The sequence below is a fragment of the Pseudoduganella sp. GW821-FHT12E03 genome (genome assembly GCF_058807115.1).
This window is the reverse complement of the sequence record NZ_JBXAQJ010000001.1, coordinates 112,358-135,946: the sequence shown is the minus strand read 5'-3', so window position 1 is coordinate 135,946 and position 23,589 is coordinate 112,358. Positions and strand designations below refer to the sequence as shown.

The 23,589-nt window shown below is 62.1% G+C and carries 24 protein-coding genes; 11 read left to right on the top strand and 13 right to left on the bottom strand.

All coding sequences use genetic code 11. The annotated features are described in order from the left end of the window. Window positions 1–165: 165 nt before the first annotated feature. A complete protein-coding gene (locus tag AC1RRC_RS00560; protein WP_493053290.1) occupies window positions 166–1,302 on the bottom strand; it encodes a PepSY-associated TM helix domain-containing protein in 1,137 nt (378 codons plus the stop codon). A gap of 10 nt (window positions 1,303–1,312) precedes the next feature. Next, complete coding sequence (locus AC1RRC_RS00555; protein WP_493053289.1) at window positions 1,313–3,397, bottom strand: TonB-dependent receptor family protein; 2,085 nt, start codon at window positions 3,395–3,397, stop codon at window positions 1,313–1,315. 115 nt (window positions 3,398–3,512) lie between these two features. Here AC1RRC_RS00555 and AC1RRC_RS00550 point away from each other — a divergent pair, with 115 nt between their 5' ends. After that, on the top strand, window positions 3,513–4,364 hold the full coding sequence (locus AC1RRC_RS00550; protein ID WP_493053288.1) for an aldo/keto reductase: 852 nt from the start codon (window positions 3,513–3,515) through the stop codon (window positions 4,362–4,364). A 6-nt stretch (window positions 4,365–4,370) separates the two neighbouring features. Here the strand turns inward: AC1RRC_RS00550 and AC1RRC_RS00545 are convergent, their stop codons facing one another. Genes AC1RRC_RS00545 through AC1RRC_RS00535 form a run of 3 tightly spaced genes read right to left on the bottom strand, consistent with a single transcriptional unit; the run spans window position 4,371 to window position 8,109 of the window. Then, window positions 4,371–5,294 carry a LysR family transcriptional regulator gene (locus AC1RRC_RS00545; RefSeq protein WP_493053287.1) on the bottom strand — a complete coding sequence of 308 codons (924 nt, stop codon included), beginning with the start codon at window positions 5,292–5,294 and terminating at the stop codon, window positions 4,371–4,373. Then, window positions 5,291–7,639 (bottom strand): GAF domain-containing protein, encoded by a 2,349-nt coding sequence (locus AC1RRC_RS00540; RefSeq protein WP_493053286.1) that lies wholly within the window; start codon window positions 7,637–7,639, stop codon window positions 5,291–5,293. Before AC1RRC_RS00540 ends, AC1RRC_RS00545 begins: the two co-directional genes overlap by 4 nt. An 8-nt stretch (window positions 7,640–7,647) precedes the next feature. Then, window positions 7,648–8,109 carry a hypothetical protein gene (locus AC1RRC_RS00535; RefSeq protein WP_493053285.1) on the bottom strand — a complete coding sequence of 154 codons (462 nt, stop codon included), beginning with the start codon at window positions 8,107–8,109 and terminating at the stop codon, window positions 7,648–7,650. A gap of 133 nt (window positions 8,110–8,242) precedes the next feature. Between AC1RRC_RS00535 and asd the strand changes: the two genes are divergently transcribed. Together asd and AC1RRC_RS00525 are read left to right on the top strand one after the other, a co-directional pair. Further along, on the top strand, window positions 8,243–9,088 hold the full coding sequence (gene asd, locus AC1RRC_RS00530) for an archaetidylserine decarboxylase (protein ID WP_493053284.1): 846 nt from the start codon (window positions 8,243–8,245) through the stop codon (window positions 9,086–9,088). Between the two features lie 24 nt (window positions 9,089–9,112). Further along, window positions 9,113–9,796, top strand: coding sequence for a thiol:disulfide interchange protein DsbA/DsbL (locus AC1RRC_RS00525; RefSeq protein ID WP_493053283.1), 684 nt, complete (start codon window positions 9,113–9,115; stop codon window positions 9,794–9,796). A 164-nt stretch (window positions 9,797–9,960) separates the two neighbouring features. On the opposite strand, the gene AC1RRC_RS00520 is transcribed toward AC1RRC_RS00525, so the two are convergent. The 4 genes from AC1RRC_RS00520 to AC1RRC_RS00505 all read right to left on the bottom strand — a co-directional run bounded on the left by AC1RRC_RS00520 (window position 9,961) and on the right by AC1RRC_RS00505 (window position 13,207). Continuing rightward, complete coding sequence (locus AC1RRC_RS00520; protein ID WP_493053282.1) at window positions 9,961–11,403, bottom strand: reverse transcriptase family protein; 1,443 nt, start codon at window positions 11,401–11,403, stop codon at window positions 9,961–9,963. Window positions 11,404–11,620: 217 nt separating this feature from the next. After that, complete coding sequence (locus tag AC1RRC_RS00515; protein ID WP_493053281.1) at window positions 11,621–11,851, bottom strand: DUF7661 family protein; 231 nt, start codon at window positions 11,849–11,851, stop codon at window positions 11,621–11,623. After that, window positions 11,848–12,291 (bottom strand): GNAT family N-acetyltransferase, encoded by a 444-nt coding sequence (locus tag AC1RRC_RS00510; protein WP_493053280.1) that lies wholly within the window; start codon window positions 12,289–12,291, stop codon window positions 11,848–11,850. The genes AC1RRC_RS00515 and AC1RRC_RS00510 overlap by 4 nt, the downstream gene beginning before the upstream one ends. 4 nt (window positions 12,292–12,295) lie before the next feature. Beyond that, window positions 12,296–13,207, bottom strand: a complete 912-nt coding sequence (locus AC1RRC_RS00505) for a LysR family transcriptional regulator (RefSeq protein ID WP_493053279.1) — start codon at window positions 13,205–13,207, stop codon at window positions 12,296–12,298. 120 nt (window positions 13,208–13,327) lie between these two features. Between AC1RRC_RS00505 and AC1RRC_RS00500 the strand changes: the two genes are divergently transcribed. The 3 genes from AC1RRC_RS00500 (at window position 13,328) to AC1RRC_RS00490 (ending at window position 15,403) form a co-directional block, all read left to right on the top strand. Next, a complete protein-coding gene (locus AC1RRC_RS00500; protein ID WP_493053278.1) occupies window positions 13,328–13,927 on the top strand; it encodes an FMN-dependent NADH-azoreductase in 600 nt (199 codons plus the stop codon). A gap of 32 nt (window positions 13,928–13,959) precedes the next feature. After that, window positions 13,960–14,844, top strand: a complete 885-nt coding sequence (locus AC1RRC_RS00495; protein WP_493053277.1) for a pirin family protein — start codon at window positions 13,960–13,962, stop codon at window positions 14,842–14,844. An 88-nt stretch (window positions 14,845–14,932) separates the two neighbouring features. Next, the gene (locus AC1RRC_RS00490) at window positions 14,933–15,403 is read left to right on the top strand and encodes a hypothetical protein (protein ID WP_493053276.1); all 471 of its coding nucleotides are present in this window, start codon (window positions 14,933–14,935) and stop codon (window positions 15,401–15,403) included. 28 nt (window positions 15,404–15,431) lie between these two features. On the opposite strand, the gene AC1RRC_RS00485 is transcribed toward AC1RRC_RS00490, so the two are convergent. Then, complete coding sequence (locus tag AC1RRC_RS00485; RefSeq protein WP_493053275.1) at window positions 15,432–16,583, bottom strand: acyltransferase family protein; 1,152 nt, start codon at window positions 16,581–16,583, stop codon at window positions 15,432–15,434. A gap of 67 nt (window positions 16,584–16,650) precedes the next feature. On the opposite strand from AC1RRC_RS00485, the gene AC1RRC_RS00480 reads away from it, so the two are divergent. Both AC1RRC_RS00480 and AC1RRC_RS00475 read left to right on the top strand, forming a co-directional pair. Continuing rightward, a complete protein-coding gene (locus AC1RRC_RS00480; protein ID WP_493053274.1) occupies window positions 16,651–17,604 on the top strand; it encodes a M14 family metallopeptidase in 954 nt (317 codons plus the stop codon). Between the two features lie 66 nt (window positions 17,605–17,670). Then, a complete protein-coding gene (locus AC1RRC_RS00475) occupies window positions 17,671–18,435 on the top strand; it encodes a substrate-binding periplasmic protein (RefSeq protein WP_493053273.1) in 765 nt (254 codons plus the stop codon). Here AC1RRC_RS00475 and sugE read toward each other — a convergent pair. Beyond that, entirely contained in the window at window positions 18,432–18,746 is a 315-nt protein-coding gene (gene sugE / locus AC1RRC_RS00470) for a quaternary ammonium compound efflux SMR transporter SugE (protein WP_493053272.1), read from the bottom strand. The two genes, AC1RRC_RS00475 and sugE, sit on opposite strands and share 4 nt — an antisense overlap. Before the next feature lie 151 nt (window positions 18,747–18,897). Between sugE and AC1RRC_RS00465 the strand changes: the two genes are divergently transcribed. Continuing rightward, window positions 18,898–19,254 carry a DUF1304 domain-containing protein gene (locus tag AC1RRC_RS00465; protein WP_493053271.1) on the top strand — a complete coding sequence of 119 codons (357 nt, stop codon included), beginning with the start codon at window positions 18,898–18,900 and terminating at the stop codon, window positions 19,252–19,254. Here AC1RRC_RS00465 and AC1RRC_RS00460 read toward each other — a convergent pair. Then, complete coding sequence (locus AC1RRC_RS00460) at window positions 19,251–20,939, bottom strand: DUF4214 domain-containing protein (RefSeq protein ID WP_493053270.1); 1,689 nt, start codon at window positions 20,937–20,939, stop codon at window positions 19,251–19,253. The two genes, AC1RRC_RS00465 and AC1RRC_RS00460, sit on opposite strands and share 4 nt — an antisense overlap. A 155-nt stretch (window positions 20,940–21,094) precedes the next feature. Here AC1RRC_RS00460 and AC1RRC_RS00455 point away from each other — a divergent pair, with 155 nt between their 5' ends. Both AC1RRC_RS00455 and AC1RRC_RS00450 read left to right on the top strand, forming a co-directional pair. Next, a complete protein-coding gene (locus tag AC1RRC_RS00455; RefSeq protein WP_493053269.1) occupies window positions 21,095–21,397 on the top strand; it encodes an ArsR/SmtB family transcription factor in 303 nt (100 codons plus the stop codon). A 12-nt stretch (window positions 21,398–21,409) separates the two neighbouring features. After that, the gene (locus AC1RRC_RS00450; RefSeq protein ID WP_493053268.1) at window positions 21,410–22,465 is read left to right on the top strand and encodes an alkene reductase; all 1,056 of its coding nucleotides are present in this window, start codon (window positions 21,410–21,412) and stop codon (window positions 22,463–22,465) included. Between the two features lie 34 nt (window positions 22,466–22,499). Here the strand turns inward: AC1RRC_RS00450 and AC1RRC_RS00445 are convergent, their stop codons facing one another. Beyond that, window positions 22,500–23,453, bottom strand: coding sequence for an MBL fold metallo-hydrolase (locus AC1RRC_RS00445; protein ID WP_493053267.1), 954 nt, complete (start codon window positions 23,451–23,453; stop codon window positions 22,500–22,502). Between the last annotated feature and the right edge of the window lie 136 nt (window positions 23,454–23,589).

Genomic DNA, 23,589 nt, shown 5'->3' with positions numbered 1-23,589 from the left:
GACAATCTGTGAGAATTCAATAACGCAATTTACCATAAGAAGACACACTTATTCTAGTCAATTTTAATATCGTGCGCATATCCGTTGCGTGATGCGTAAATCAAACAACGTTAAAGAATGAAAATAAGGGAATTGCGTAGATGGAACTCCGGGCGCATGCCGGCGTCACACCGAACGTTTTTTCCTGCGCAGTAACCAAGTAGTAATACCGGTAAAAAAGAACAGGGCCGGCAGCAATCCGCTGAACGCAATCAACCATTTGACCATCGGGCCGCCCAGCTGGCCGGAATGCAAAGGGAACAACGTGGCAAGGAAGCGGTCCGCATATTCGCCGCCACGCGGATTGAATATCTGCAGGACTTTCCCGGTCCGCATGTCGATAAATAAGCGATAGCTGCCGGTGCGCTGCCAGTCATCCGCATGGCGCAGGCGGGCTTGATATAAACCCCGATCAGGCTGGCGGGCAATGGCCACTAATTCCACGCCATTGGTCATATACGGCGCGGCAATCGCCTGCACTGCTTTCCAGCCTATCGCGGCCTCGCCTTTTTCCAGTTTCGGCAGCGCCAGTGCGCGGCGGTCGGTGGCCACGGGCGCCACGCTGGCCACCAGGCTACGCCCCAGCTCCGGCAAACCATTATAAAAACCCGTCAATGCCAGCACCAATAACAACGGCATAAACACCAGGCCCGCGGCGCGGTGCAAATCATAATGGGTGCGGTAACGGTGCTGATCCAGTTTGACATGCAAGGCGCGGCGCCATTTTTGAATGCCTTTCCCGGATTTAGGCCATGCCAGGCACAAACCCACCAGCAATAACAGCGCCACCGCCAGGCCGATATAGCCTTGTGCCATGCGGCCTTCTTTTCCCTGGAACATATTCAAGTGCCAGGTTTGCAGGGTCGGCATGACGTGCAGCGCATCGAACCGGCCGGCCTGGCGGTCGCGGCTGCCCAGCACCATGCCGCACCGGTCCACCATGGCTTCGTTGTCGGCCACGCCGGGCGCCTTGAACGTGACGCGGTAGACGCCGCCGGCCTGGCCGGGCAGATACACAAAGCCGGGCTGCGCGCCCGGCCAGCGCGCCTGCACGGCGGCCGCCGCCATGGCCGCATCGGGCGCCGGTTGCAGCGCGCCGCAGCTGGCCTCTTCATGGAACAAGGCGGGATTCAGCGCCGCATCGAGTTCATGTTCGAACACCAGCAGGGTGCCGGAGAGCCCCATCAGCACGAACAGCAAGCCCAGGGTAAAACCTGTCCAGCGGTGCAGGGACGTCAGCAAATGGCGCAGCGCGGGCGGCATGGCCAATCCGTCAGAACGCCGTGCGCAAGTTCAGGTACACCATGCGCGGCGCGCCCGGCAAGATGCCGAGGTTGGTGTCCGTGGTGCGGGTATACGTCTTGCGGTTGGTGAGATTGGACGCGCCGGCCTGGATTTCAACGCGCTGGTCGCCCGGGACCACGTAGGTCACGCTGGCGTTCCACAGGCGGTAGCCCGGGATCAGGCCCAGCGAGGCGCTGGCGTTTTCCGCCACGGTATTGGCGTCGTCGGCAAACTGCCTGGACTGGTGGGTGGAACCGATATCGGCCACGAAATTACCCCAGGCGGTGCTGAATCGATAGCGCGCGCCCACCGTATCGACGGTGCGCGAATAGAACGGCACGTCGTTGCCCGCATACTTGCCCTCCCCTTGCGTCGCCTTGGTGTAAGCATAGGTGCCGTACACCGACAGGCCGGCCAGTTTGCCGCCCAGCGCGTATTCGGCGCGCGACTCCAGGCCGCGATGGCGCGTCTTGCCCAGGTTCTGATAAAACAGCGGCGCCGTGTTGACGAACACGATCTGGTTCGAGAAGTCCAGGTTGAACAGCGTCGCGTCGAGCTGCCAGCCATTGGCCGCATAGCGCGCGCCCAGCTCCAGCGTCTTGGCGGTCTCCGGCTGCAGCGCATCGGCGGAGCTTTGCAGGTTCAGCTGCAAGTGCTGGATGCTGCCAAACGACGTGTTGTAGTTGGCGTATACGGTGGTCGCCTTGTCGAGCAGGTAGGCCAAATTGACCGACGGCAGCAGCTTGGTGTTGCTGAACTCCTGGCTGAACTTGGTCAGCACGTTGTAGCGGCCCATGTCAATGTGCTCATAGCGCAGGCCGGGCGTCACGCGCCACTGGCCGAAGGCGATCTGGTCATCGAGATAGACGGCGTGGGCATCGGTGCTGTTCGCCGAATTGCGGGTTTCCGTGCGCGACAGGTCGGACACCTTGAAATTGATGTTCTTTTCATCGGCGCGCTCCTGCAGGTAGCGGTAGCCGGCCGTGACGTCATGGCGCATGCCGGCCCAGGTGATGCGCTGGGTATAGCGCGGCTCGATCGCGCCGACATTGTAGTGGCGCGGGCTGCCGGCAAATTGCGTCAGGCCGATATCCTGCGCGTTGGCCAGCAAGCTCTCGCGGAAACTCTGGTTGAAATACGCGCGCACTTCCACTTCGCGGGTTTCGGACAGGGTATTGATATAGCTGACGTCGAGGCCTCTGCGGTGTCCGCGCCAGAAATCGCCATTGCGGAAAGCGGCTTGCGGGTCGGCGTTATACTGCGCCCGGGTCAAGCCACCCGGGGTTTCCGACTCCGCGTCGAAGTACGAAAACTTGGCGTTGAGTTCCGAAGTCGCGCTCAGCGGATAAGCGAATTTCAGCGCAAAATCGTTGACCTTGTCGCGGTTGTGGGCGCGCGGGCCGTCGCCTTCCAGTCCCGAATACATCATCGCGACGCCCAGGCCGCCATCGATACGGCCGCCGACAAAGGCGCTGGCCATGGCCGTGCTGTTGCCGCCGTCATACTTGTTCAGGCGCAGCGACGCATCCATCGCGGAATCGCGCTCGGGAATCGCCCGGGTTTTAAAGTTGATGATGCCGCCCACGTTTTGCGGGCCGTAGCGCACGGCGCCGCCGCCACGCACCACGTCCACCGCATCGATATTGGCCAGCGACACCGGCGCAAACGACAATTGCGGCTGGCCATACGGCGCGACCGACAGCGGCACGCCGTCCAGCAAGATGGTGGAACGCGGCGAATAGCGCCCTTCCAGCCCGCGCACGCCGATGTTCAGCGAAATCGCGCTGCCGCCGGACGATGAATTATCGGTAATTTGCACGCCTGGCACCGAACGCAGCACATCGCTGAGGCTGTCCGCACCGGTCAATTGGAATTCGTCGCGCTTGACCACCGTGCGCGCCCCGCCAAAGTTCTTGACGCTGCGCTGGCCGGAACCGAGCCAGTTGCCTGTCACCTGGACGGTTTCCACCTGGGCGTCGTTGGAGTCGGCTTGCTGAGCCATGGCAGCGTTGGACATCAGGGTCAGGCAGGCTAAGGCAATCGCGCTGCGGCGCAAGGTGGGAACGTTGTACATGACTTGGGGAAATAATTCATAAAGGAAGGATTATAGTCTAATGAGAATTGTTCTCAATTACTGAAATGGTAACGATCGTGTAACATCGTGTAACGACATCTATCTCGGAGCCACTATGAAGACTGTGCAACTGTCATCCGGCCGGACCATGCCGTCCCTCGGCCTCGGCACCTGGAGCATGGGGGAAAGCGCGGCCCACCGCCAGCGTGAAGTGCGCGCGCTGCAACTGGGCCTGGACCTGGGCATGACCTTGATCGATACGGCGGAAATGTATGGCGACGGCGGTGCGGAAGAAGTGGTGGGCGACGCCATCGAAGGCCGCCGCGACAGCGTTTACCTGGTCAGCAAGGTGTATCCGCACAATGCCACGTTCAAGGGCGTGCAGGCCGCGTGCGAGCGCAGCCTGCGGCGGCTGCGGACCGGTTACCTCGATTGCTACCTGCTGCATTGGCGCGGTTCCGTGCCGCTGCAGGAAACCCTGGACGGGCTGCAGGCATTGAAACAGGCCGGGAAAATCCGCGATTATGGCGTCTCGAATTTCGACCTGGACGATATGGAACAGGCCCGTGCGCTGGATGGCGGCGACGGCATCGTCACCAACCAGGTGCTGTATAACCTGACGCGGCGTGGCATTGAATGGAATTTATTGCCGTGGTCGCAGCAACATCATGTGCCGGTCATGGCGTATTCGCCGCTGGAATCCTCGACGCCGGGCGAACAGCGGGTATTACTGGGCAACCGCAGCCTGCAGGCGGTGGCGGCGCGGCATGGCGTGACGCCGGCGCAAATCGCCCTGGCGTGGCTGCTGTGCCAGGACCAGGTGATTGTGATTCCCAAATCGTCCAACCCGGAACACGTGCAATTGAACCGCCAGGCGGCCGATATGGTATTGACGGCGGACGATCTCGCTGAACTCGATCGGGGCTTCCCGCGTCCACGCAAGGGCACGCCACTGGATATGCGATAACCTGGCTTACATTGCCGGGCAGCCGCCGCCCTTGTCTTTGCAATGGCAGGCAATCACGGAACGGATAATCCGCACCAGCTGGCAGGCGGCCGGACCGGGCCGCTCGGTATTGGCAATAATCAGCGACAAGGTCAATTTGCGCTTTTGCCCCGTGCGTAATGGCAGGGCTTTTAATTCACCCCGTTCCAGCTCGCCGGCGATTTTGTGCGTGGCCATCCAGCCATAGCCGAGACCCGCTTTCACCATTTCATTGCGGGTGGCCGGGCTGGTGACGGTCCAGCGCTGGGTGGAATTAAGCCAGCCATAATCGCGGGGATTTTGCACACCGGCGTCACGCACCACGATGTGTAAATGCCGGTTTAAATCATCTTCATTGATGGTGCGTCCCAATCCGTGCAATGGATGGTTCGGATGCGCCACCGCGACAAATTCAATATCGAGCAACGCGTCGCCTAAAAAACCCGTGGGCACATAATTGGCGATGACGATATCGGCGCGTTTTTCCCGCAGCACGTCTTCCGATTCCGACAAAATGGTTTCCACCAGGTTGACGCGGGCATGGCGCGCCAGCGGTTCGAATTCGCGCAGGATACGCACCAGTAATTCCGACGGAAAAAGGCTGTCCACCGCGAACCGCAATTCGGATTCCCAGCCGTCATTGAGGCTGCGGGCGAATTCTTCGAGCTGGAAAGCGTCATCGAGCAAAGCGCGGGCGCGCTGCAGCAATGCCGCGCCATTGTTGGTCAGCCTGGCGCGGCGGCCATCGATTTCCAGTAATTCCACGCCCAGTTGTTCCTGCAGGCGCGCCACCATATAACTGACGGACGACTGGCTGCGGTGCAACGCTTCGGCCGCCTGCGCATAGCCGCCGCATTCAACAATGGCTTGCAGCACCTGCCATTGTTCAAGCGTACTGCGGGGGATTTTCATTTACTCTGCATGATATACACGCCATCCCAGTCTTCCGGCGGCGGATCGGCTTCGAGCCGGTCGCAGCGCTCGATATACATCGATGCCGCCTTGTCGCCGGGATGCAAGGCCAGCACTTCCTGGAATGACTGGCGCGCGGCCGCCCATTTCTGTTTGCGGTAATTGATCACGCCATTGCGGAACAAGCCCATGGCGTCGATTAAATGCGGATAGGTTTCCTCGGTATGGAAATCCATCACTTCGTAAATCGAGACCGGCTTGGTTTTACCCTGCACCACGACGATATCGAGTTCGCGCACGCGGTAGGTGCCGCGCAGCGCGCGGTAAGTGAATTCGCTGATCAGGATATGCGCGCCATATTGCTTGCACGCCGATTCCAGGCGGGCCGCCAGATTCACGCCATCGCCGATGATGGTGTAATCCATGCGCTTTTTGGAGCCGATATTGCCCGACACCACGGAGTCGGAATTCAAGCCGATGCCGATATCGATCGGCAGTTTGCCATCGCGGATGCGGGGCTGGTTCCACGCGCGCAGTTCGCGCATCATGGCAATGGCCGTGCGCACCGCGCGGTCCGGGTCGTCTTCATGCGGCACCGGAATGCCGAAGGCCGCCATGATGGCGTCGCCGATGAATTTATCGAGCATGCCTTCTTCGCGCTGGATGCAGTCCACCATCATCGTGAAATATTCATTGAGCAGCGCCACCGTGCCCTGCGCACCCAGTTGCTCCGTGATGGTGGTGAATTTACGGATATCGGAAAACAGCACGGTGGCCGTGACGTTTTTCCCGCCCAGCATTTCCGCGCCATTGGCCACCATCTGGTCGGCGATACTCGGGTCCATGTAGCGCGACATGGTGGCCTTCAAGCGTTTTTCACCGGAGATATCGTCGAGCATCAGCATCCAGCCGATCCGCTTCTTTTCCACCGACAGCAGCGGCTGCACGGAAAAGTTCACGGAAATGGTTTCGTCGCCGACAATCAGCGGCGCATCCATCATGTGGCCTGCCGACTGGTTTTCCTCGACCTGGCGCAGCTTGTCGACCACCCAGGTATTCGGGCCGGTAAAGAATTCCTGGGCCGGGCGGCCCAGCATGGCGGCGGCATCGGAGCGCAGGATGGCCAGGCCCGCCGCATTGCAGGTGACGATTTTTTCCTGGCCGTCCAGCGTGATCACGCCGTTCGACATGGATTCCAGCATGGCCTCGTTGTAATTCTTCATTTGCTGGACGTCGGCAAACAGCTTGGCGTTTTCCAGCGCAATGGAAATTTGCGCGGTGAACGCGCGCAGGCGCGATTCGTCTTCGCTGGTAAACGGGCCGCCCCGTTTATTCAACACCTGGGTCACACCGATGGTCTTGCCATTTTTATTGACAATCGGGACGCACAGGATCGAACGGGTGAAATAGCCGGTGCGCTTGTCAAAGGCGGGGTTGAAGCGCAAGTCCGCGTAGGCATACGGGATATTGATGGTCTTGTTGGAGGTAAACACCGCGCCCGCGATACCGGCGGAATTGGGCAGCCGGATTTGCATCGATTCCAGCCCCTGCCCCACTTCCGACCACAATTCATTGGTCTTTTCATCATTGAGGAACAGCGTCGAACGTTCGGCGTTCAGCAGGCGGGTGGCTTCGCCCATCACGCGCTGCAGCAGCGAACCAAGTTTGATGTCGGCAGTGACTTCCGACACCACGTCGATGAATTCCATTTCCTGGCGCCGCACTTTCTTCATGCTTTCCAGGAAGCGCGCGCTTTGCAGCGCCAGCGTGCCTTGCGTGGTCAACGCTTCGAGCAACTGCAAATCGTTGCGGGTGAATTTGCCCTTGCGCTTGTTCAGCGTCTGCGACACGCCAATGATCTCGCCCTTGAAGGTGCGGATCGGCACGCACAGGATGTTGCGCGTGACGAAACCGGTCTGTTCGTCAATCGCGCGGTTGAAGCGGCCATCGGCATAGGCATCGGCAATCATCAGCGGCTCGCCGGTGGTAAACACGTGGCCGGCAATCCCGGACGTATTTAAAAACCGGATTTCGCGCTGGGTTTCACCTTGCGCAATGCGGGAAAACAGTTCGCCGGTCTCGGCGTCGTTGAGGAACAGGGTGCCGCGCTCGGCATCGAGCTCTTCGGTGGTGACTTCCACCAGCGCGGTCAGGATTTCATCGAGGGTATCGAAGGCCGCCATGCGGCGCGACACTTCCAGCAACAGTTCCACTTGCCGCAGGCGGCGCGTTTGCGCACCTGCCTTGGCCTTGGCAGCAGCGGCGGCGCCGGAGCCAGTGCTGGCGGGCGCGCTGTCCGGCTTTTTCGTGCGCGGCTCAAGCGCGCTCTTATCCATAAAGTTCATGCGATCGACTATGCCTGCCGGGCTTCCAGTACATCGCGCAACGCGCGTATGGTTTCATGCAATTGCAACACTTCGCTGCGGTGCGCGGTGGCCGTTTGCTGCACGGCTTCGGCATGTTCGCGCGTCACCCGCTCCAGTTCCGAGCGCAGCACCGACACGGTTTCGCGCAACTGGGTAATTTCCCCCTGCGCCCCGGCGGTGGCGGTTTTCAGCGCGGCTTCCCGCTCCGCGCGCGATTGTTCCAGGGCGTCGCGCAACGTCATCACCGTGGCGCGCACTTGCTGCACTTCGTTGTGCGACGACGCCAGCGCATCCTGCACTTGCCGCGCCCGCTCGTGGTGCGCCAATTCCAGCTCCGAACGCAATTCGATGATGGTCCGCTGCAGCATCCGCACTTCCGACAGCGCCAGGTGCAGCGCATCGGGTTCGGTGGGGGCAATCAACGGATCAGCGTTCTTGGTTTTTGTCATGCATCAATCATACCATTCAGGCATCACCGAGTCATGGCCCTGCCTAAGCCAAGCAGGTGCTTTGCAATTTTTCGCCAGTGGCCAATCGCGCCGTTATAATGCGTATTCATCTATATTGATAGGTTGCATAACTGTGTCCGACCGCCTTGCCGTATTACCGCAATATTTGCTGCCCAAAGGGGCGCTGACCAATTTCGCCGGCCGCATTGCGGGCGCCAAAGGCGGCAATATGACCACGCGGCTGATCCGCTGGTTTGTCGCGAAATACAACGTCAACATGGCCGAGGCGGCCAATTCGGACATCGCGAGTTATCACAGTTTCAACGAATTCTTCACCCGCGCCCTGAAGCCGGAAGCCCGTCCGCTGGCCAAGGCCGACTTCGTTTGCCCGGTCGATGGCCGCATCAGCCAGTTTGGCGCGATCGACGACGACCAGATTTTCCAGGCCAAGGGCCACAGCTTTTCCACCACGGCGCTGGTGGGCGGCGATGCCGCGCTGGCCGCGAAATTCCGCCATGGCAGCTTTGCCAACCTGTACCTGAGCCCGCGCGACTACCACCGCATCCACATGCCGTGCGATGGCCGCCTGACGCGCATGATTTATGTGCCGGGCTCGCTGTTTTCCGTGAGCCCGACCGCGGCGCGCGGCATTCCCGGCCTGTTCGCCCGCAATGAGCGCGTGGTGTGCGTGTTTGACACCGCCAACGGGCCGTTCGTGCTGGTGCTGGTCGGCGCCACCATCGTCGGCAGCATGGCGACCGTGTGGCATGGCGTTGTGAATCCGCCACGCCATGCCGACGTCAAGGAATGGACCTATGACGACCAGCAAATCGTGCTGAAGAAAGGCGAAGAGCTGGGCCGCTTCCTGCTGGGCTCCACCGTGGTCATGCTGTTCCCGAAGGGCCAGTTGCACTTCAACCACGCCTGGCAGCCGGCCGGCCCGGTCCAGCTGGGCGAGACCATGGCCAACCTGCGTTAATTGCTTATTTCGCCGAGGATTCCTATGCGTTTGATCCGTGCCGCCCAGATGACGGCTGCCCTGATGGCGGCTGCCTTGCTGTCGGCTGGCGTTGCCACCGCTTCGCCTGCCGTGCCGCGCAATGGCGCGGAATACCTGACACTGGCCACGCCGATGCCGGTGGCGCCGGCCGGCAAGAAGGTCGAAGTCATTGAGTTCTTCATGTACCACTGCCCGGCCTGCAATGCGCTGGAACCGGCGCTGGCGGCATGGGTCAAGAAACAGGGCGACGCCATCAACTTCCGCCGCATCCACATGCCGCACATGCAGAACGATCCGGAAGCGCACCTGTTCCTGGCGCTGGAAGCGCTGCAACTGGACGTGTCGCTGCACGACAAGGTGTTGCATACCTGGCACGTGGACCGCCAGCGCCTGCGCACCGACGACGACAACCTCGCGTGGGCCGTCAAGCAAGGCATCGACAAGCAAAAATTCCTCGATGCGTACAATTCGTTCGGCGTCACGACCCGCCTGCGCAACCTGGAAAAGCTGATGACCAGCTATAACGTCGACAGCACGCCCACCCTGGTGATCAATGGCCGCTACCTGACGTCGCCATCGATGGTGATGGAAAAGAACCCGGATGTGCCACGCGCGTCGCTGGAAGCGGCCACCTTCCAGGTGGTCGATGCGCTGGTGCAGAAGGCGCAGCAGGAGATGGCAAAGTAAACGTTACGGCGCGCTCATGGCGCGCTTTCCTGAGTCAGGCGGAGTCGTTCCGCCCTCCTGGAAAAGAGCACGATTCAGGAATTTCAAACACGTTTGAGCATGGAATTTGCGCAAGCTTGCAAATACAGGCCGTGGGGAGACACGCCCCCCTCCTTCCATTGCAATCAGGCCGGCCACGCGATGGTGTCAAACAAGCGCTGCAGCCTGGCGGCCCGGCCTGCATTGACCATCTTTACGTAGGCAATCCGGCCCGCCAGGTAAGCGCGGAAATCGGGATGCCGGCCGCGGTTTTGCGCGGCGGGGCCATGGCGCGCGCAGTTCGTCAGCGTGGCCTTCAGTGCATCGTATTCGCCGCGCGGGATATTCGGATGGCTGTTGACCACCACGCCGGTGACTTGCTGGCGCGTCCCCGCGCGCATCAGCCGTGTTTTGCGGACGTTGACGCGAAAACCTTCCTCCAATGCGATGGCGGCCACCTGGATGTGGAAGCGGTCCGTCCTCCGCGCAAACTCAAGTCCACCGGAAAACGCCAGGTCATCGGCATAGCGGCTGTAGCTTGCGCCCAGCGACTTGGCCAATGCGGCCAGCCGCAGGTCCAGCCGGTAGGCGCACAGGTTGGCCAGCGCGGGCGAACAGGGGGAACCTTGCGGCAGATGGGCACTTTTCCATGGCTGGCGCTCGGCCCAGGTCAACGAACCACCAAGTTGCCGGTCATTGAAAGCGCTGGGGTGCGTGCGGTTGGTGCAAATGCGCGCCAGCGTTCCGGCCACACTGGCCGGGTAGCCCAGTTTTTCAAACAGCGCGTGGATGCGCGACAGCGGAATGCCCGGAAAAAAATCCTTCAAATCCATGCGGATCACGGCGTGCTGTCCGGCGTGCAGCGCCGCGTGCGTCACGCACGAGTGGCCACGGCGGAAGCCATGCGCCGCCGGATGTGGCGGCACGCGGTCCAGTATGCCGCGCAGAATTTTTTGCTGGAGGCGCCGCAGCCGCTCCTTGGGAATTTCAATCAGGCGCAGGCCGCCGCTGCGTTTCGGCACCCACCGGTAGTGGTAATGCTGCAGCCGCGCGTGGCCGTCACCACCCAGCCGCCATTGGTCGGCAAACCAGCCCAGCGCACCCACCGGCTCATCGAGCCACGCGGCCAGCGCACCGGCTGACGCCAGTTCCGGCAGCGCCAGCGCGGCCAGCCAGTCAGGTTTGCGCGGGCGTACCGGCGGATCGATGCAATAGCGCCGCAACGGGGGCAAGTCCACGGCAACTGGCCACGCATCGGCTTCCCCGTAGCCCTCGGCATCGGCATCGGCATCAGTATCGGCGTCGGCGTCGGCGTCGGCGTCGGCGTCGGCGTCGCCACCATGATCGGACTCGCCCGCGCCGTCATCTCTCCGGCCCAGGCAGTGCCAAAGCACCGCAGCCAGCTCGCGCCGGCTGAAATCATGGAAGTGACCGCCAACCCGGGCGACGAGCGCGGCACACACTTGGGGCGCCCACGGCGGCGCGCCATCGAATACACGGTGGCAAGCCGCCACCAGGCTGTCCATGCTGCCGTCCGTCGCCAGCATCATGTCGGCCAGCGCCAGGACGGTCAGTTTTTCGGTATGCATGGGCGGAGAAATGGAGCGGAGAGCCTTCAACGAGTCTTGTGATGCGTGAGCAAACTTGCGTGGAAGCGCAACGCGGCTCATGCGGTGAAATACTGAACAACTGAAATCCCACGGGGTAGCCCCGTGGAGGCTGTCCCTGCACGAAGCAACGACAGGCCGGCTTGAAGGATCCGCTCGGCGTTACATTAGGGTAATTTTATTTATATGTCAACAAATCTCACGCCGCGCTGTCCGGCAGCCGCGTGACCGCATGGTTGCGCGGCGTGGCGTATTCATGAAACAAGTCCGCCAGGTATTCCAGCAAATCCGCTTCGGCAATATCGTCCGGCACGATAAAGTCCGCAGGCCGGCGCTTGCCATCGGGTCCCGGATAAAACGCTTGCCAGCCGCCCGCGCCGCCACGGATCAGCACCAGCTTGCCAAACACATTAAATCGGTGCTCCGTCATGCCTGCCCTCCGTTGCGCAATTCCATCAACACATCCCCGCCGTCCGTGCCCGTCACGCGCCAGCCGCGCGCCGCATAAAAACGCTCGGCCCGCGTCCCTTGCGCGGTCCCCAGGTGCAGCCGCGCCAGCCCCGCGCCAAACATGAAGCCAACCATCGCGTCATGCAACCGGCCGCCATGGCCCAGGCCTTCCGCATCGGGATCGACAAACAGCGCCCAGATATTGCCGGTCTCCAGGTTGCCAATGGCGAAGCCGGCAATCACGCCATCGAGCTCCGCCACCCAGCCCCGCCCGGTAACGGTGATTTCCGGCACATAGTGCGCTTCGCCGATACGGCCGCTGGTCAGCCGGTTTTCCCGCACGGCCAGCCGCACCCGGTGCATGGCGGGAATATCCTCAATCACCGCCGGCCGGATCACGCCCGGCATCACACAAGGCATCACATTAAGCGCCAATTTTCTCCCCTCCTTCGTTGATCGATTCCAGCATATCCAAAAACGCCCGCGTCTTGGCCGGCATCAGCCGCCGTCCCGGGAACACGGCCCAGCCGGTCACGGCGGGAATGCACCATTCCGGCAAAATGCGCACCAGCTCCCCGCTGTGCAAGAATTTGCGGGCAAATAATTCCGTCCCCAGCGCTATGCCGGCGCCCGCGCACGCCATCCGCACCAGCAACTCCGGCGAATTCGCCATCATCCGCACCGGCAATTCGCGCTCCCACACGGTTTTGGCCCGGTGCAAGACCCAGCGCGTCATGCCGTTTTGCGCCTTCGGCAGGCTCAGCAAGCTATGGCGGAACAAGTCATCCGGGTGTTCCGGCAAGCCGTGCACCGAAGTGTACGACGGCGCCGCATAGAGCCCGATGCGGCTGATGGCGACGGGACGCGCGGCCAGGGTCGAATCGTCCGGCAGCGCGCCCATGCGGATCGCCACATCAAAATTTTCCGCCACCAGGTCGACGCGCCGTGGCGACAAATCCAGTTCCAGGGAAATCGCCGGATACTGTTCCAGGAAGCGCGCCAGCACCCGGTCCATCGCATAGTTGGCAAAGTCGCCCGGCATCGAGACCCGCAGCAGGCCGCTGGGCGCCTGCTGCCGGTGCTGCGCCAGCGCGGCGGCCGCCTCGGTCTCTTCCGCCACCTTGCGCGCGTGATCGAGCAGGCTGGAACCAAACTCGGTCAGCACCAGGCGGCGCGTGGTCCGCTGCAGCAGCCGCTCGCCCAGCGCCGCTTCCAGCAGCGACAGGCGGCGCGACACGGTGGACTTCGGCAATTGCAGCCGGTCCGCCGCCAGGCTGATGCTGCCGCACTCGACAATGCGGGCAAACAGCAGCAAATCATTCGGGTCGATGGCCATGGGGTGTCCTATTGTTCCAATTTTGAACGAATGTTATCCATTTTACCGTCTTTATCTTCATTTTTGGAATTGCTAAAGTACACCCATCGCAGCAACGAACCCAATATAAAGGAGCACGACATGAACATCCTGCAAATCAACTCCAGCGCCCGCAGCACCGGTTCCGAATCGACCCGTATCGCCGACGCCATCGTCGCCAAACTGGCTGCCGCCAACACCGGCGCAGCCGTCACCCGCCGCGACCTGGCCGCCGAGCCGCACCCGGTGCTGGACGAAGCCACCTTGCAGGCCCTGTTCACTCCGGCCGATCAGCGCACCGCAGCCCAAGCGGCCCGCGTGGCGCTGGACGACGCCCTGATCGCCCAAGTCCAGGCGGCGGACGTGATCGTGATTGGCGCGCCGATGTACAACTTCGGCATCACCGTGCAACTGAAAGCGTGGTTCGACGCGATTGCCCGCGCCGGTGTGACCTTCAAGTACACGGCAACCGGCCCGGTCGGCCTGCTGGAAAACAAAAAAGTCATTATCGCGTCGTCGCGTGGTGGCATGCACCGCAACGCCCCGACCGATACCCAGGAACCGCACCTGAAACTGTTCCTGAAATTCCTCGGCCTGACCGACGTGCAATTCGTGTATGCCGAAGGAATGGGCCTGGGCCCGGAAGCGGTCGCCAAAGCGCAAGCCGAAGCCAACGAACAAATCAACGCGATTCTGGTGTAATCGATCCGATTATCCGGCAAAGGAACAAGACCATGAGTACCGTAACCACAGAAACTGTCCATACCCCGCGCACCATCGAGCGCATCATCCAGGGCCAGTCCGTGATGGACGGCGCCGGTGTCAAGATCAACCGTGTGCTGACCAACACGCTGCAGCGCCGCCTCGATCCGTTCCTGATGCTCGATAACTTCGGCAGCGACGCCGCCGGCGATTACATCGCCGGTTTCCCCGACCATCCGCACCGGGGTTTTGAAACCGTCACCTACATGCTGGAAGGCCGCATGCGCCACCGCGACAGCGCCGGCAATGAAGGCTTGCTGGCCAATGGCGGCGTGCAGTGGATGACGGCCGGGCGCGGCGTGATTCACTCGGAAATGCCGGAACAGGAACATGGCCGCATGGAAGGGTTCCAGCTGTGGCTGAACCTGCCCGCCAAAGACAAGCTGTGCCAGCCTTGGTACCGCGACTTCAGCGCCGAACAGGTGCCGTCGTTCACCACGGAACAGGGCGCCGGCGTGCGGGTGATTGCCGGCGCCAGCCATGGTGTGCAGGGCGCGGTGCAGCGTGCCGTGACCGAACCGGTCTATGTCGATGTCGTGCTGCCGCAAGGCGCGTCATTCAGCCAGCAAGTGCCAGCCGGCCACAATGCGTTTATCTTTGTGTACCGGGGCACGGTGCAGATCGATGGCAAACCGGTCGCCAGCGGCCGCATGGCCATCTTCGACAACCATGCGGACAGCGATGGTGTTACGTTGACCGCGTCGGAAGATGCCCGCTTTATCTTGCTGGCCGGGCGGCCGCTGAATGAACCGATTGCCCAGTACGGCCCGTTCGTCATGAACACGCAGGCGGAATTGATACAGGCGGTGGAAGACTTCCGCGCCGGCATCCTGGGCGAGGAAGCCCACCCGGCGTAACGGCCATACAACGATCACCATCGGCCTCTGGGGACGGCAACACCCCCAGGGCCGCTCTTTTTTCTCCGTATCCATTACAATGCCGGGCATGAACGCACTGATGGATTGGCTCAAGCACCTGAGCCGGATATGCGGCTTCGAGACAGCCGATTCGTTCCCGCCCGGGCACGCGTATGCGCGCACGCGCTGGGTGGGCGCGTATTTCGACATCGCGTCCGACGTCAAACCCGAAGAAATCGAGCGCCGTATGTGCGATGCGATTGCCAACACCCCGCTGGTGTTTGCCCACATCACGAACCCGACGCCGCGCATGCAGCGCGCTTTGTTGGGCGTGATCGAGTCGCGCGTGCGGCACCAGCGCCGCAACGATGCCGCGCCGCTGGCCGCCCTGCTGCTCAAGGCCTACCAGAGCCCGCACACCCTGGAATGCATGCCCGGCCTGCGCCGCGCCATCGACAGCACCCGGCACGAAGAAGCCCCCTACCGCGTCAACGCCCTGCTGGCCTACCTGGCCGACGACATGCAGGCGCCGTTCGACGTCATTGAAATGCGTCCGTAGCAGTACAGCGCGATGTCACACTCCGGGGTCAGACCCCAGGGTGTGACAGCGCGGGGACGGTACGCGACGGCCGCTTGGTGCTGGCAGGGAACCACTTGTCCCGCAATGCCATGAACGGTGTTTCCACCCCGACGTACAGCAGCCACCCGGCCGCCACGCTGACTGCCGCCATCACCACCGTGGCCGCCACCGAATCCGGCATCAGCCCCAGGTCTTTCAACTCCGGCTTCAGCAGGATGCACACCTGCTTGTGCAGCAGGTAAATCGCATACGACCACAGCGCCAGCGATTGCGCGCCCGGGATGCGGACGCGCGCCAGCAGTGAGCCGGGACTCAGCGCCGCCACCAGCAGCAGCGACACGGCCAGCGCCAGCAGCGGATAGCCATAGACCGTCACGCCATAGCCATAATGGTCGTCATAAAACAGCCGGCACGCCAGTGCAAACAGCCCGCCACCCGCCGCCAGCGCCAGGTTGCCGCCTGACGTTAGCCGCGCCCACAGACCGCCATGGTAATTTTTCAGCACCGCCAGCGCCACGCCCGCCACCAGTTCGTCAAAGCGGCACCACGACGCGTAGTAAATCAGCGTATAGAAATCAAACCCGCCCTGCTGCGCCATGCCCGGCTCCCACAGGGAGGCGCGCACCACGGCGCCGGCGACCAGGGTGGCGGCCAGCGCCAGCCAGCCCAGCGCCAGCGGCCGCCCGCACAGCCCGATCAACAGCGCCACGGCCGGCAGCAGCACATAAAACTGCTCTTCCACGCACAGCGACCAGGCATGGGAAAACGCGGTGCCCGGCGTCAGGTTGATGTTTTGCGTGAACGTCAGGAATTCCCACAGCGGCGGCAGTGTCAAGCCATTGCGGAACCACGGCCACAGCGCGTACAGCGCCAGCACCACATAATAATTCGGCAAGGTGCGCAAGAAGCGGCGCGCATAAAACACCGGCAATGAAAAGCCCTGTTCGGTGCGCATGGCGGCAAAGATCTGGTTGCCAATCAAATAACCGGACAAGCCAAAGAACAAGTCCACTCCGAGCCAGCCGATCTCGCCCAGCCAGCCAAATGGCGACGCCTTGCTGACAAACAGCAGGTGGTGGTTGGCAAACACCAGCACGATGGCCAGTGCGCGCAGCGTATCGAGGCCGTGCAGCCGGTGCGGTGGGGTTATGGGTTTCATATAAGAGGGACGCCAGCGCGGTAGCGCCTTTCCCCTTAGAATAACGCCCATTCTTTTGGAGAACACCATGACTGCCGCCAGCGAACTGCAATTCAAATCCGTCAATTATACCGGCCAGGGTAAGGGCCCGAAACTCATTGTCCTCGGCGCCGTGCACGGCAACGAGACCTGCGGCACCAAGGGCATTCTCAAGGTGATGGAACAGCTCGACAGCGGCGCCCTGCGCATCGCCGGCGGCAGCGTCACCTTTGTGCCGATCACCAATCCGCTGGCATACCTGAAAAACCAGCGCTCCGGCGACCGCAACCTGAACCGCAACCTGTTCCCGAACGAGCAGCCGCAGGATTTCGAAGACCACATCGCCAACTGGCTGTGCCCGCTGTTGGCGCAACACGACGTGCTGCTGGACCTGCACTCGTTCAATGCGCAAAGCCAAGCCTTCGTGATGGTCGGCCCGCGCAACAACGACGGCGCCCTGCAACCGTTCCAGCATGAGGAAAAAGAACGCGCGATGGCCCGCATCCTGGGCGTTCGCCGCTTCGTCGACGGCTGGATGGCGACCTATGGCGCCGGCGTGCAGCGCCGCCTGCGGGACGACACCCAAGTCGAAACCGTGCTGCGCTATGGCGTCGGCACCACGGAATTCATGCGCTCCACCGGCGGTTACGCGCTGACCCTGGAATGCGGCCAGCATGCCGATCCGCAGGCGCCGGACGTCGCGTACCGTGCCATCATGAATACCCTGGCGCACCTGGGCCTGATCGAGGCGGCCGCGCCGCAACAAGTGAGCGAGACCGAATACCTGTCGATGGTGGAAGTGATCGACCGCCTGCACCCGGACGACGCCTTCGTCAAAGTGTGGTCCAGCTTTGACAAGGTGGCCAAGGGCGACACGGTCGGCCACCGCGCCGACGGCACCCCGGTCACGGCGGGCTTTGATGGCTATGTGCTGTTCCCGGACGTGAACGCCAAGCCGAACGCCGAGTGGTTTTACCTGGCCAAGCCGAACGGCGCCTTTTAACAGCACCTGTTAAATCGCTGGCGGCGGCCATCCCGCAACGCTACAATCGTTGGCAGGAGAACGCCAATGACCCACCCGCTGCCGCCGCTCGCAGGTGCTTTGCTCTTGAGTTGCCTGGCTGCCGCCAGCCAGGCGCAAACCGTGATCGTCCGCACCCTGGGCCAGGAAAGCATTCCCCCCAAATGGGTGGCCAAGGACAATGGCGGGCTGGAAGGGATTTGTCCCGATATCCTGGCCGCCATGGAAAAAGCCGAACCCCGGCTGAAATTCACCGGCCATGATGATTTCCGCTCGGTCCCCGTGATCGAACAGGGCCTGGAAACCGGCATGGTCCACGCCGCCTGCGCCCTGCTCGACTCCGACAAGCGGCGCAAGATTGCCCACCAGTCGGTACGACTGTACGTCGTCAGGCACCGGCTGGCGGCCACCGTCGCCGACAAGGCCACGGTCGACACCATCGACGACCTGGTCCGCCTGAAACCCCTGATCACCACGTCGCGCGGCGCGGCGTATTCCGACCAGTTGCGGCAGCTGGGCCTGGAAGTCGATGAGAGCACCGGCGACAACGTCACCAACCTGCGCAAGATCATCGGCGGCCATGGCCGCTTTGTCTATATGAATGAACTGACCTTGACCTGGCTGATCCGCGAACAGCGCATGCAGGACAAGGTGCGCATCCTGCCCGCCGTGCTGAAGGAAGAACCGATTTATTTTTGGATCAGCAAGAAAGCCGATCCGCACGCGCTGCACCTGATGCAGCAGGCGCTGCAAAAATTACACAAGAATGGCGAACTGAACCGCATCTATGAACGCTGGACCGCCGTTCCTTAATGCGCCAGTTTCAAGCCCAAAATGCCGCACGTGATCAGCGCAATGCACGCCATGCGCAGGGCGCCCGACGGTTCGCCCAGCACAAAGATGCCGAACAGCGCGGTGCCGATGGTGCCGATGCCGGTCCATACCGCGTACGCGGTCCCCAGTGGCAAGTCTTTCAGCGCCAAGCCCAGCAAGCCGACGCTGCCGGCCATCGAGGCCAGGGTCAAGGCGGACGGCACCAGTTTCGTGAACCCTTCCGTGTATTTCAAGCCCACGGCCCAGCCCACTTCCAGCAACCCCGCAATAAAAAGCCACCACCACGCCATATCCATCTCCTGGCAAGGCCGTCCCCGCCGCAGCCGCCCTTCGCGGTTAACGATAATTCGTGCACCTGCTCTAATCGTGCGGGGTCGTCCCCGCGGGCAATCCTGAAAAGTATATCATTTGTTGACTATTCACATATAAAGGGAGTCCGTCATGCTGCTCGCCGCAAAGGTCGTCACCATCGTTGTGTTGCTGATCCACGTGTATATCGTGCTGCTGGAAACCGTGCTGTTCCGCACCCGCGGCCGCCGTGTATTCGGCCTGACGGCGGAAAAGGCGGACATCGTGCAACCGGCCATGTCGAACCAGGGTTGCTATAACGGCTTCCTGGTGGCGGCGCTGGCGCTGGGCCTGCTGCATCCGGACCCGGCCGTGGCCCGCGCCTTCAACCTGTTCGGCCTGGCGTGCGTCGCGGTGGCCGGACTCTGGGGCGCGGCCACCGTCTCGACCCGCATCCTGTTTGTGCAAACCGTGCCGGCCGTGCTGGGGCTGGCGCTGCTGCTGGTCTAACCGTAAGGGATATAGGCGTAGCCGTTGCCAATCACGGCGGCGACGGCCGCGACATTTTCCGGGCCTTCCGCAAAATACGCCAGCAGTTCCGCCGGGGTCGCCTGCTTGCTGTCGAGGATCCCCAGCCAGTACTGGTAACCCTCGGGTTCGGGCGCCCGGTGCAGCACATTCTGGTAAAAACGCATCACCAGGTCCGCATTGCCGGGGTTGCTGCCATAGCGCGCGCCAAATTCCGCCGACGCCACAAACGCGGCCGCCACTTCGCGCAAACTGGCGCCCTGGTCCATCGCGCCAATCCAATAGCCCACCCCCGCCATATCCGGCTGGCGGTCGAACGCGGCCTGGTAAATCCGGTACGCCTGCCCCGCCACCCCGCTCGCCGTATCGAGCGCCACGGTCATGTCCGCGAAACGCAGCCGCTCGACACCCGTCAGCTGATCCACGCCCAGCGCATCGCCGACCGTGGCCCCGGCGCGCGACACCGCGACCGTGTAAGCGTTGCGGGCCCCGCCGTACAGCACCGTATCGATCCCGCCCGCGCCATCGATGCGCACGGTCCGATCCCCCGGCACCACCAGGTCGTTGCCGGCTCCGCCCAGCACCGTGGTGTAGCAATCTGAAGCGTGCAGTTGCAGCCCGCCACTGCCCCGCGCCAGGGCCAGCACGGCGGAATCAATCGCATGGCTGCCGTCGCGCGCCACGACAGCGCTGGCCGCCAGCGCGGGGTCGGCCACCACTTCCAGGGTCCAGCGCCCGTCGGCGCCAGCCGTCACCGTGCCCAGCACCTGGTTGTGTTCCAGCACGCTGGTCATGGCGCCCGGGGCCGATACGCCGGACACCTTGATGACATTGCTGCCCAAACCCGCCGCGCCGGACACCGCAAGGGTCGGCGCCACCTGGCCCTTGCCCGTCAGCGCCGCGTACGACAGCGGCAGCGTATCCGGGATCGCCACGTCAAAGCCCAGGTCGCGCAACAACATCAAATCCAGCTGGCCCATGTAATACCGGTTACCCAGATAAAAGTACAAGCCATTCATCAAGTCGTCGACATAGCCATTGGCCAGGTTGTTCAGGTTGCCAAGGTGGGCAAAGTTTTGCGAGACCGACGTGCTGGTGATTTCCACCGGCTGCACGCCATATTGCGCCAGGGTCGGGCTGGCCAGCAGGTAGCGCTCGCCGGATTGCACCGTGTATTTGTCCAGCAGGGTGCGGGTGGCGCCGCCATAGGCGCCGGTGGCGTAATCGCGGTAGGACGTAAAGCCAAGCCCGTGCATGACTTCGTGCAGCAGCACGGTTTGCCCGTCCGTCATGTTGACGGGCACTTTGCGGGCCGCCAGGTAGGGGTTGGTGTCGAAGGACAGCGAATGGAAATATGAGCTGGTGGGGTCGACGTAAATCGTCAGGTCGGCCGCGCCCGCATTCTGGTTGGCGCCGCCCGCCAGTTCGCGCGCCGCGCTGGCAATCACATAGTGCAGCCCGCCGGATGCCGATTCGGTATACACTGCACCGCCGCCGGCGAAGCGCCCGGTCGAGGTCTGCGACACCTGCACGGCAAGGTCCAGCGTGGCGCTGCCCTTGATAAACATGTTCAGGTAAGCGACCACCGACTGGATCGCCCCGCTGAACAAGGTCTTGTCGGGCAGGAAATTTTGAGGATCGTCATACTTGATGGACACACTCCACATGATGACCTCTTATTTTTATTTGTTGCCAACAAGTATGCTCCTAGTGGGCTCCTTTTGAACCAGTGCCTGCACATTTTTCCAATATATCGTAGTATGTCGATGCTGGTATCGGATTTTAACGATATTGGCATCGGAAGTTTTCGATGAATACCACCATGAACATAGATATCGATGCGATCCACAAGGCGCTGGCCAACCCGGTCCGGCGCCAGATCCTGGCCTGGCTGAAACAGCCGGAAGCGTTTTTTGCCGATCAGATGCACCCGCTGTCGTTTGGCGTGTGCGCCAGCCTGATCGACGAGCGCACCGGCTTGTCGCAGTCAACCGTATCGGCCCACCTCGCCACGTTGCAAAAGGCGGGACTGGTGACGGTACAGCGGGTTGGCCAGTGGAATTTCTTCAAGCGCAACGACGATGTGATTGCCGCGTTCATCGAACAAATGAATATTGGCCTCTAAAGGAACAACACCATGGCAAACTTGTTTGAACCCCTGAAAATCGGCGACCTGACCCTGAACAACCGCGTCATCATGGCGCCGCTGACCCGTGCCCGCGCGATTGGCGGCGAGCGCGTGCCGAATGCGCTGATGGCCGAATACTATGTGCAGCGCGCCTCGGCCGGCCTGATCCTGTCGGAAGCCACGGCCGTCACGCCGCAAGGCGTCGGCTATGCCGATACGCCGGGCATCTGGTCCGACGAACAGGTGGCTGGCTGGAAAGTTGTGACCGATGCCGTGCACGCGGCGGGCGGCAAGATTTTCCTGCAACTGTGGCACGTGGGCCGCATTTCCGACCCGAGCTTCCTGAATGGTGAAACGCCGGTGGCGCCCAGCGCGATCGCCGCGGCTGGCCACGTCAGCCTGCTGCGCCCGCAGCGCCCTTATCCGGTGCCGCGCGCGCTGGAGCTGGAAGAAATCCCCGGCATCGTCGCGGCCTACCGCAAGGGCGCGGAAAACGCCAAGCTGGCCGGTTTTGACGGCGTGGAAATCCACGGCGCCAACGGCTACCTGCTGGACCAGTTCCTGCAAGATGGCACCAACAAGCGCACCGACGCCTATGGCGGCCCGGTGGAAAACCGCGCCCGCTTGCTGCTGGAAGTGACGGACGCGGCGATTAGCGTGTGGGGCGCCGGCCGTGTCGGCATGCACCTGGCGCCGCGCCGCGATTCGCATGACATGAGCGATTCCGATCCGGCCGCCACCTTCGGTTATGTGGCGCGCGAACTGGGCAAGCGCGGCATCGCGTTCATTTGCGCACGCGAAGCCGTGGGCGATGACAGCCTGGGCCCGCTGATCAAACAGGAATTCGGCGGCATTTATATTGCCAACGAAAAGATGGACAAGGACTCGGCCGAGCGCATCATTGCCGCCGGCGAAGCGGACGCGGTGGCCTGGGGCAAGGCCTTCATTGCCAACCCCGACTTGCCGCGCCGTTTGCGGGAAGATGCGCCGTTGAACGCGGCCAAGCCTGAAACGTTCTATGCGGCCACGGCGGAAGGCTACACGGATTACCCGGCGTTGGGTTAAACAGCCAACATGGCGGCCTTGGCCGCCATGTTTTTTAACGCGGCACCGTGTAATTCACCGGCACGAACGTATAACCCTTGCCCTGCGCGCGCAGGTGGCCGATGCCCGGGAATTGCAGGTGCGCCGCGCCAATCAGGTAACCCTGCTTGGCCGCCTCCGCAAACGCGGCCTTGCGCTGCGCCAGCGCGGCTTTCGCGTCGGAGTCGAACTGGATCGTCACGGACGGATCATCGAACTGCACCGATTGCACGTGCATCAAGTCGCCGATCAGCACGAGTTTCTGCCCCTTGCTTTCCACCACATAGGTGGTGTGGCCCGGCGTGTGGCCGTGGCTGCCAACCGCCTTAACGCCTGGCACCAGGTCCGTGTCGCCTTCAAACGGCACCAGCTTGCCCGCGTCGCTGTAGGGCGACAGCGCATCGATCGGACGCTGGAATGCGCCTTTGCCATCGGCCGGGGCTTTTTCCAGGTTCACTTTGCTCAGGAAATGGTCGGTGTCATGCTTGTCTGCACGCACCACGGCATTCGGGAACACGGCTTTGCCCGCTTGCGTCAAGCCACCGAAATGGTCCGAGTGCATGTGGGTGATATAGATTTCGTCGACTTGTTCCGGCGCATAACCCGATGCTTTCAGGCTGGCCAGCAGTTTGCCCAGGGTGGGCCCGAACAGCCCCGCCGCGCCCGTGTCGATCAGGACCAGCTTGCTGCCGGTATTGACCAGGTAGCCATTGACGGACGTTTCCAGCGGGGTTTTCAGGAACGATTTTTCCAATGCCTTCTGGGTTTTTGGCGCTGGCTGGTGCAAAATCTTTTCAACCGGCAAATCAACGGTGCCGTCATTGAGCGCCGTCACTTCGAAGTCCCCCAGCATCATCCGGTAATAGCCGGGGCCTTGGGTCTTTACCATCGGCGCGGCCGCCGAAGCGGCGCCGCAGGCAACGGCAGTGGCGATGGCAACGCAGGATTTGGTCAAGCTGTTCAAGATCATGTATTCCTCAACGAACGTTAACTGAATCGCTACGATAACGCAAAAACAAGAAACTTGCGGAAACACCACACTCGCGACACATTACTTGCCGTTAACGGAAGGCACCGATAGAATGCCGGGCGCATTTTTCATCAAG

Coding starts and splice junctions, on each gene's coding strand:
- AC1RRC_RS00560 (WP_493053290.1), bottom strand. CDS start 1,302: ATGCCGCCCGCGCTGCGCCATTTGCTGACGTCCCTGCACCGCTGGACA.
- AC1RRC_RS00555 (WP_493053289.1), bottom strand. CDS start 3,397: ATGTACAACGTTCCCACCTTGCGCCGCAGCGCGATTGCCTTAGCCTGC.
- AC1RRC_RS00550 (WP_493053288.1), top strand. CDS start 3,513: ATGAAGACTGTGCAACTGTCATCCGGCCGGACCATGCCGTCCCTCGGC.
- AC1RRC_RS00545 (WP_493053287.1), bottom strand. CDS start 5,294: ATGAAAATCCCCCGCAGTACGCTTGAACAATGGCAGGTGCTGCAAGCC.
- AC1RRC_RS00540 (WP_493053286.1), bottom strand. CDS start 7,639: ATGAACTTTATGGATAAGAGCGCGCTTGAGCCGCGCACGAAAAAGCCG.
- AC1RRC_RS00535 (WP_493053285.1), bottom strand. CDS start 8,109: ATGACAAAAACCAAGAACGCTGATCCGTTGATTGCCCCCACCGAACCC.
- AC1RRC_RS00525 (WP_493053283.1), top strand. CDS start 9,113: ATGCGTTTGATCCGTGCCGCCCAGATGACGGCTGCCCTGATGGCGGCT.
- AC1RRC_RS00520 (WP_493053282.1), bottom strand. CDS start 11,403: ATGCATACCGAAAAACTGACCGTCCTGGCGCTGGCCGACATGATGCTG.
- AC1RRC_RS00515 (WP_493053281.1), bottom strand. CDS start 11,851: ATGACGGAGCACCGATTTAATGTGTTTGGCAAGCTGGTGCTGATCCGT.
- AC1RRC_RS00510 (WP_493053280.1), bottom strand. CDS start 12,291: ATGCCTTGTGTGATGCCGGGCGTGATCCGGCCGGCGGTGATTGAGGAT.
- AC1RRC_RS00505 (WP_493053279.1), bottom strand. CDS start 13,207: ATGGCCATCGACCCGAATGATTTGCTGCTGTTTGCCCGCATTGTCGAG.
- AC1RRC_RS00500 (WP_493053278.1), top strand. CDS start 13,328: ATGAACATCCTGCAAATCAACTCCAGCGCCCGCAGCACCGGTTCCGAA.
- AC1RRC_RS00495 (WP_493053277.1), top strand. CDS start 13,960: ATGAGTACCGTAACCACAGAAACTGTCCATACCCCGCGCACCATCGAG.
- AC1RRC_RS00490 (WP_493053276.1), top strand. CDS start 14,933: ATGAACGCACTGATGGATTGGCTCAAGCACCTGAGCCGGATATGCGGC.
- AC1RRC_RS00485 (WP_493053275.1), bottom strand. CDS start 16,583: ATGAAACCCATAACCCCACCGCACCGGCTGCACGGCCTCGATACGCTG.
- AC1RRC_RS00480 (WP_493053274.1), top strand. CDS start 16,651: ATGACTGCCGCCAGCGAACTGCAATTCAAATCCGTCAATTATACCGGC.
- AC1RRC_RS00475 (WP_493053273.1), top strand. CDS start 17,671: ATGACCCACCCGCTGCCGCCGCTCGCAGGTGCTTTGCTCTTGAGTTGC.
- sugE (WP_493053272.1), bottom strand. CDS start 18,746: ATGGCGTGGTGGTGGCTTTTTATTGCGGGGTTGCTGGAAGTGGGCTGG.
- AC1RRC_RS00465 (WP_493053271.1), top strand. CDS start 18,898: ATGCTGCTCGCCGCAAAGGTCGTCACCATCGTTGTGTTGCTGATCCAC.
- AC1RRC_RS00460 (WP_493053270.1), bottom strand. CDS start 20,939: ATGTGGAGTGTGTCCATCAAGTATGACGATCCTCAAAATTTCCTGCCC.
- AC1RRC_RS00455 (WP_493053269.1), top strand. CDS start 21,095: ATGAACATAGATATCGATGCGATCCACAAGGCGCTGGCCAACCCGGTC.
- AC1RRC_RS00450 (WP_493053268.1), top strand. CDS start 21,410: ATGGCAAACTTGTTTGAACCCCTGAAAATCGGCGACCTGACCCTGAAC.
- AC1RRC_RS00445 (WP_493053267.1), bottom strand. CDS start 23,453: ATGATCTTGAACAGCTTGACCAAATCCTGCGTTGCCATCGCCACTGCC.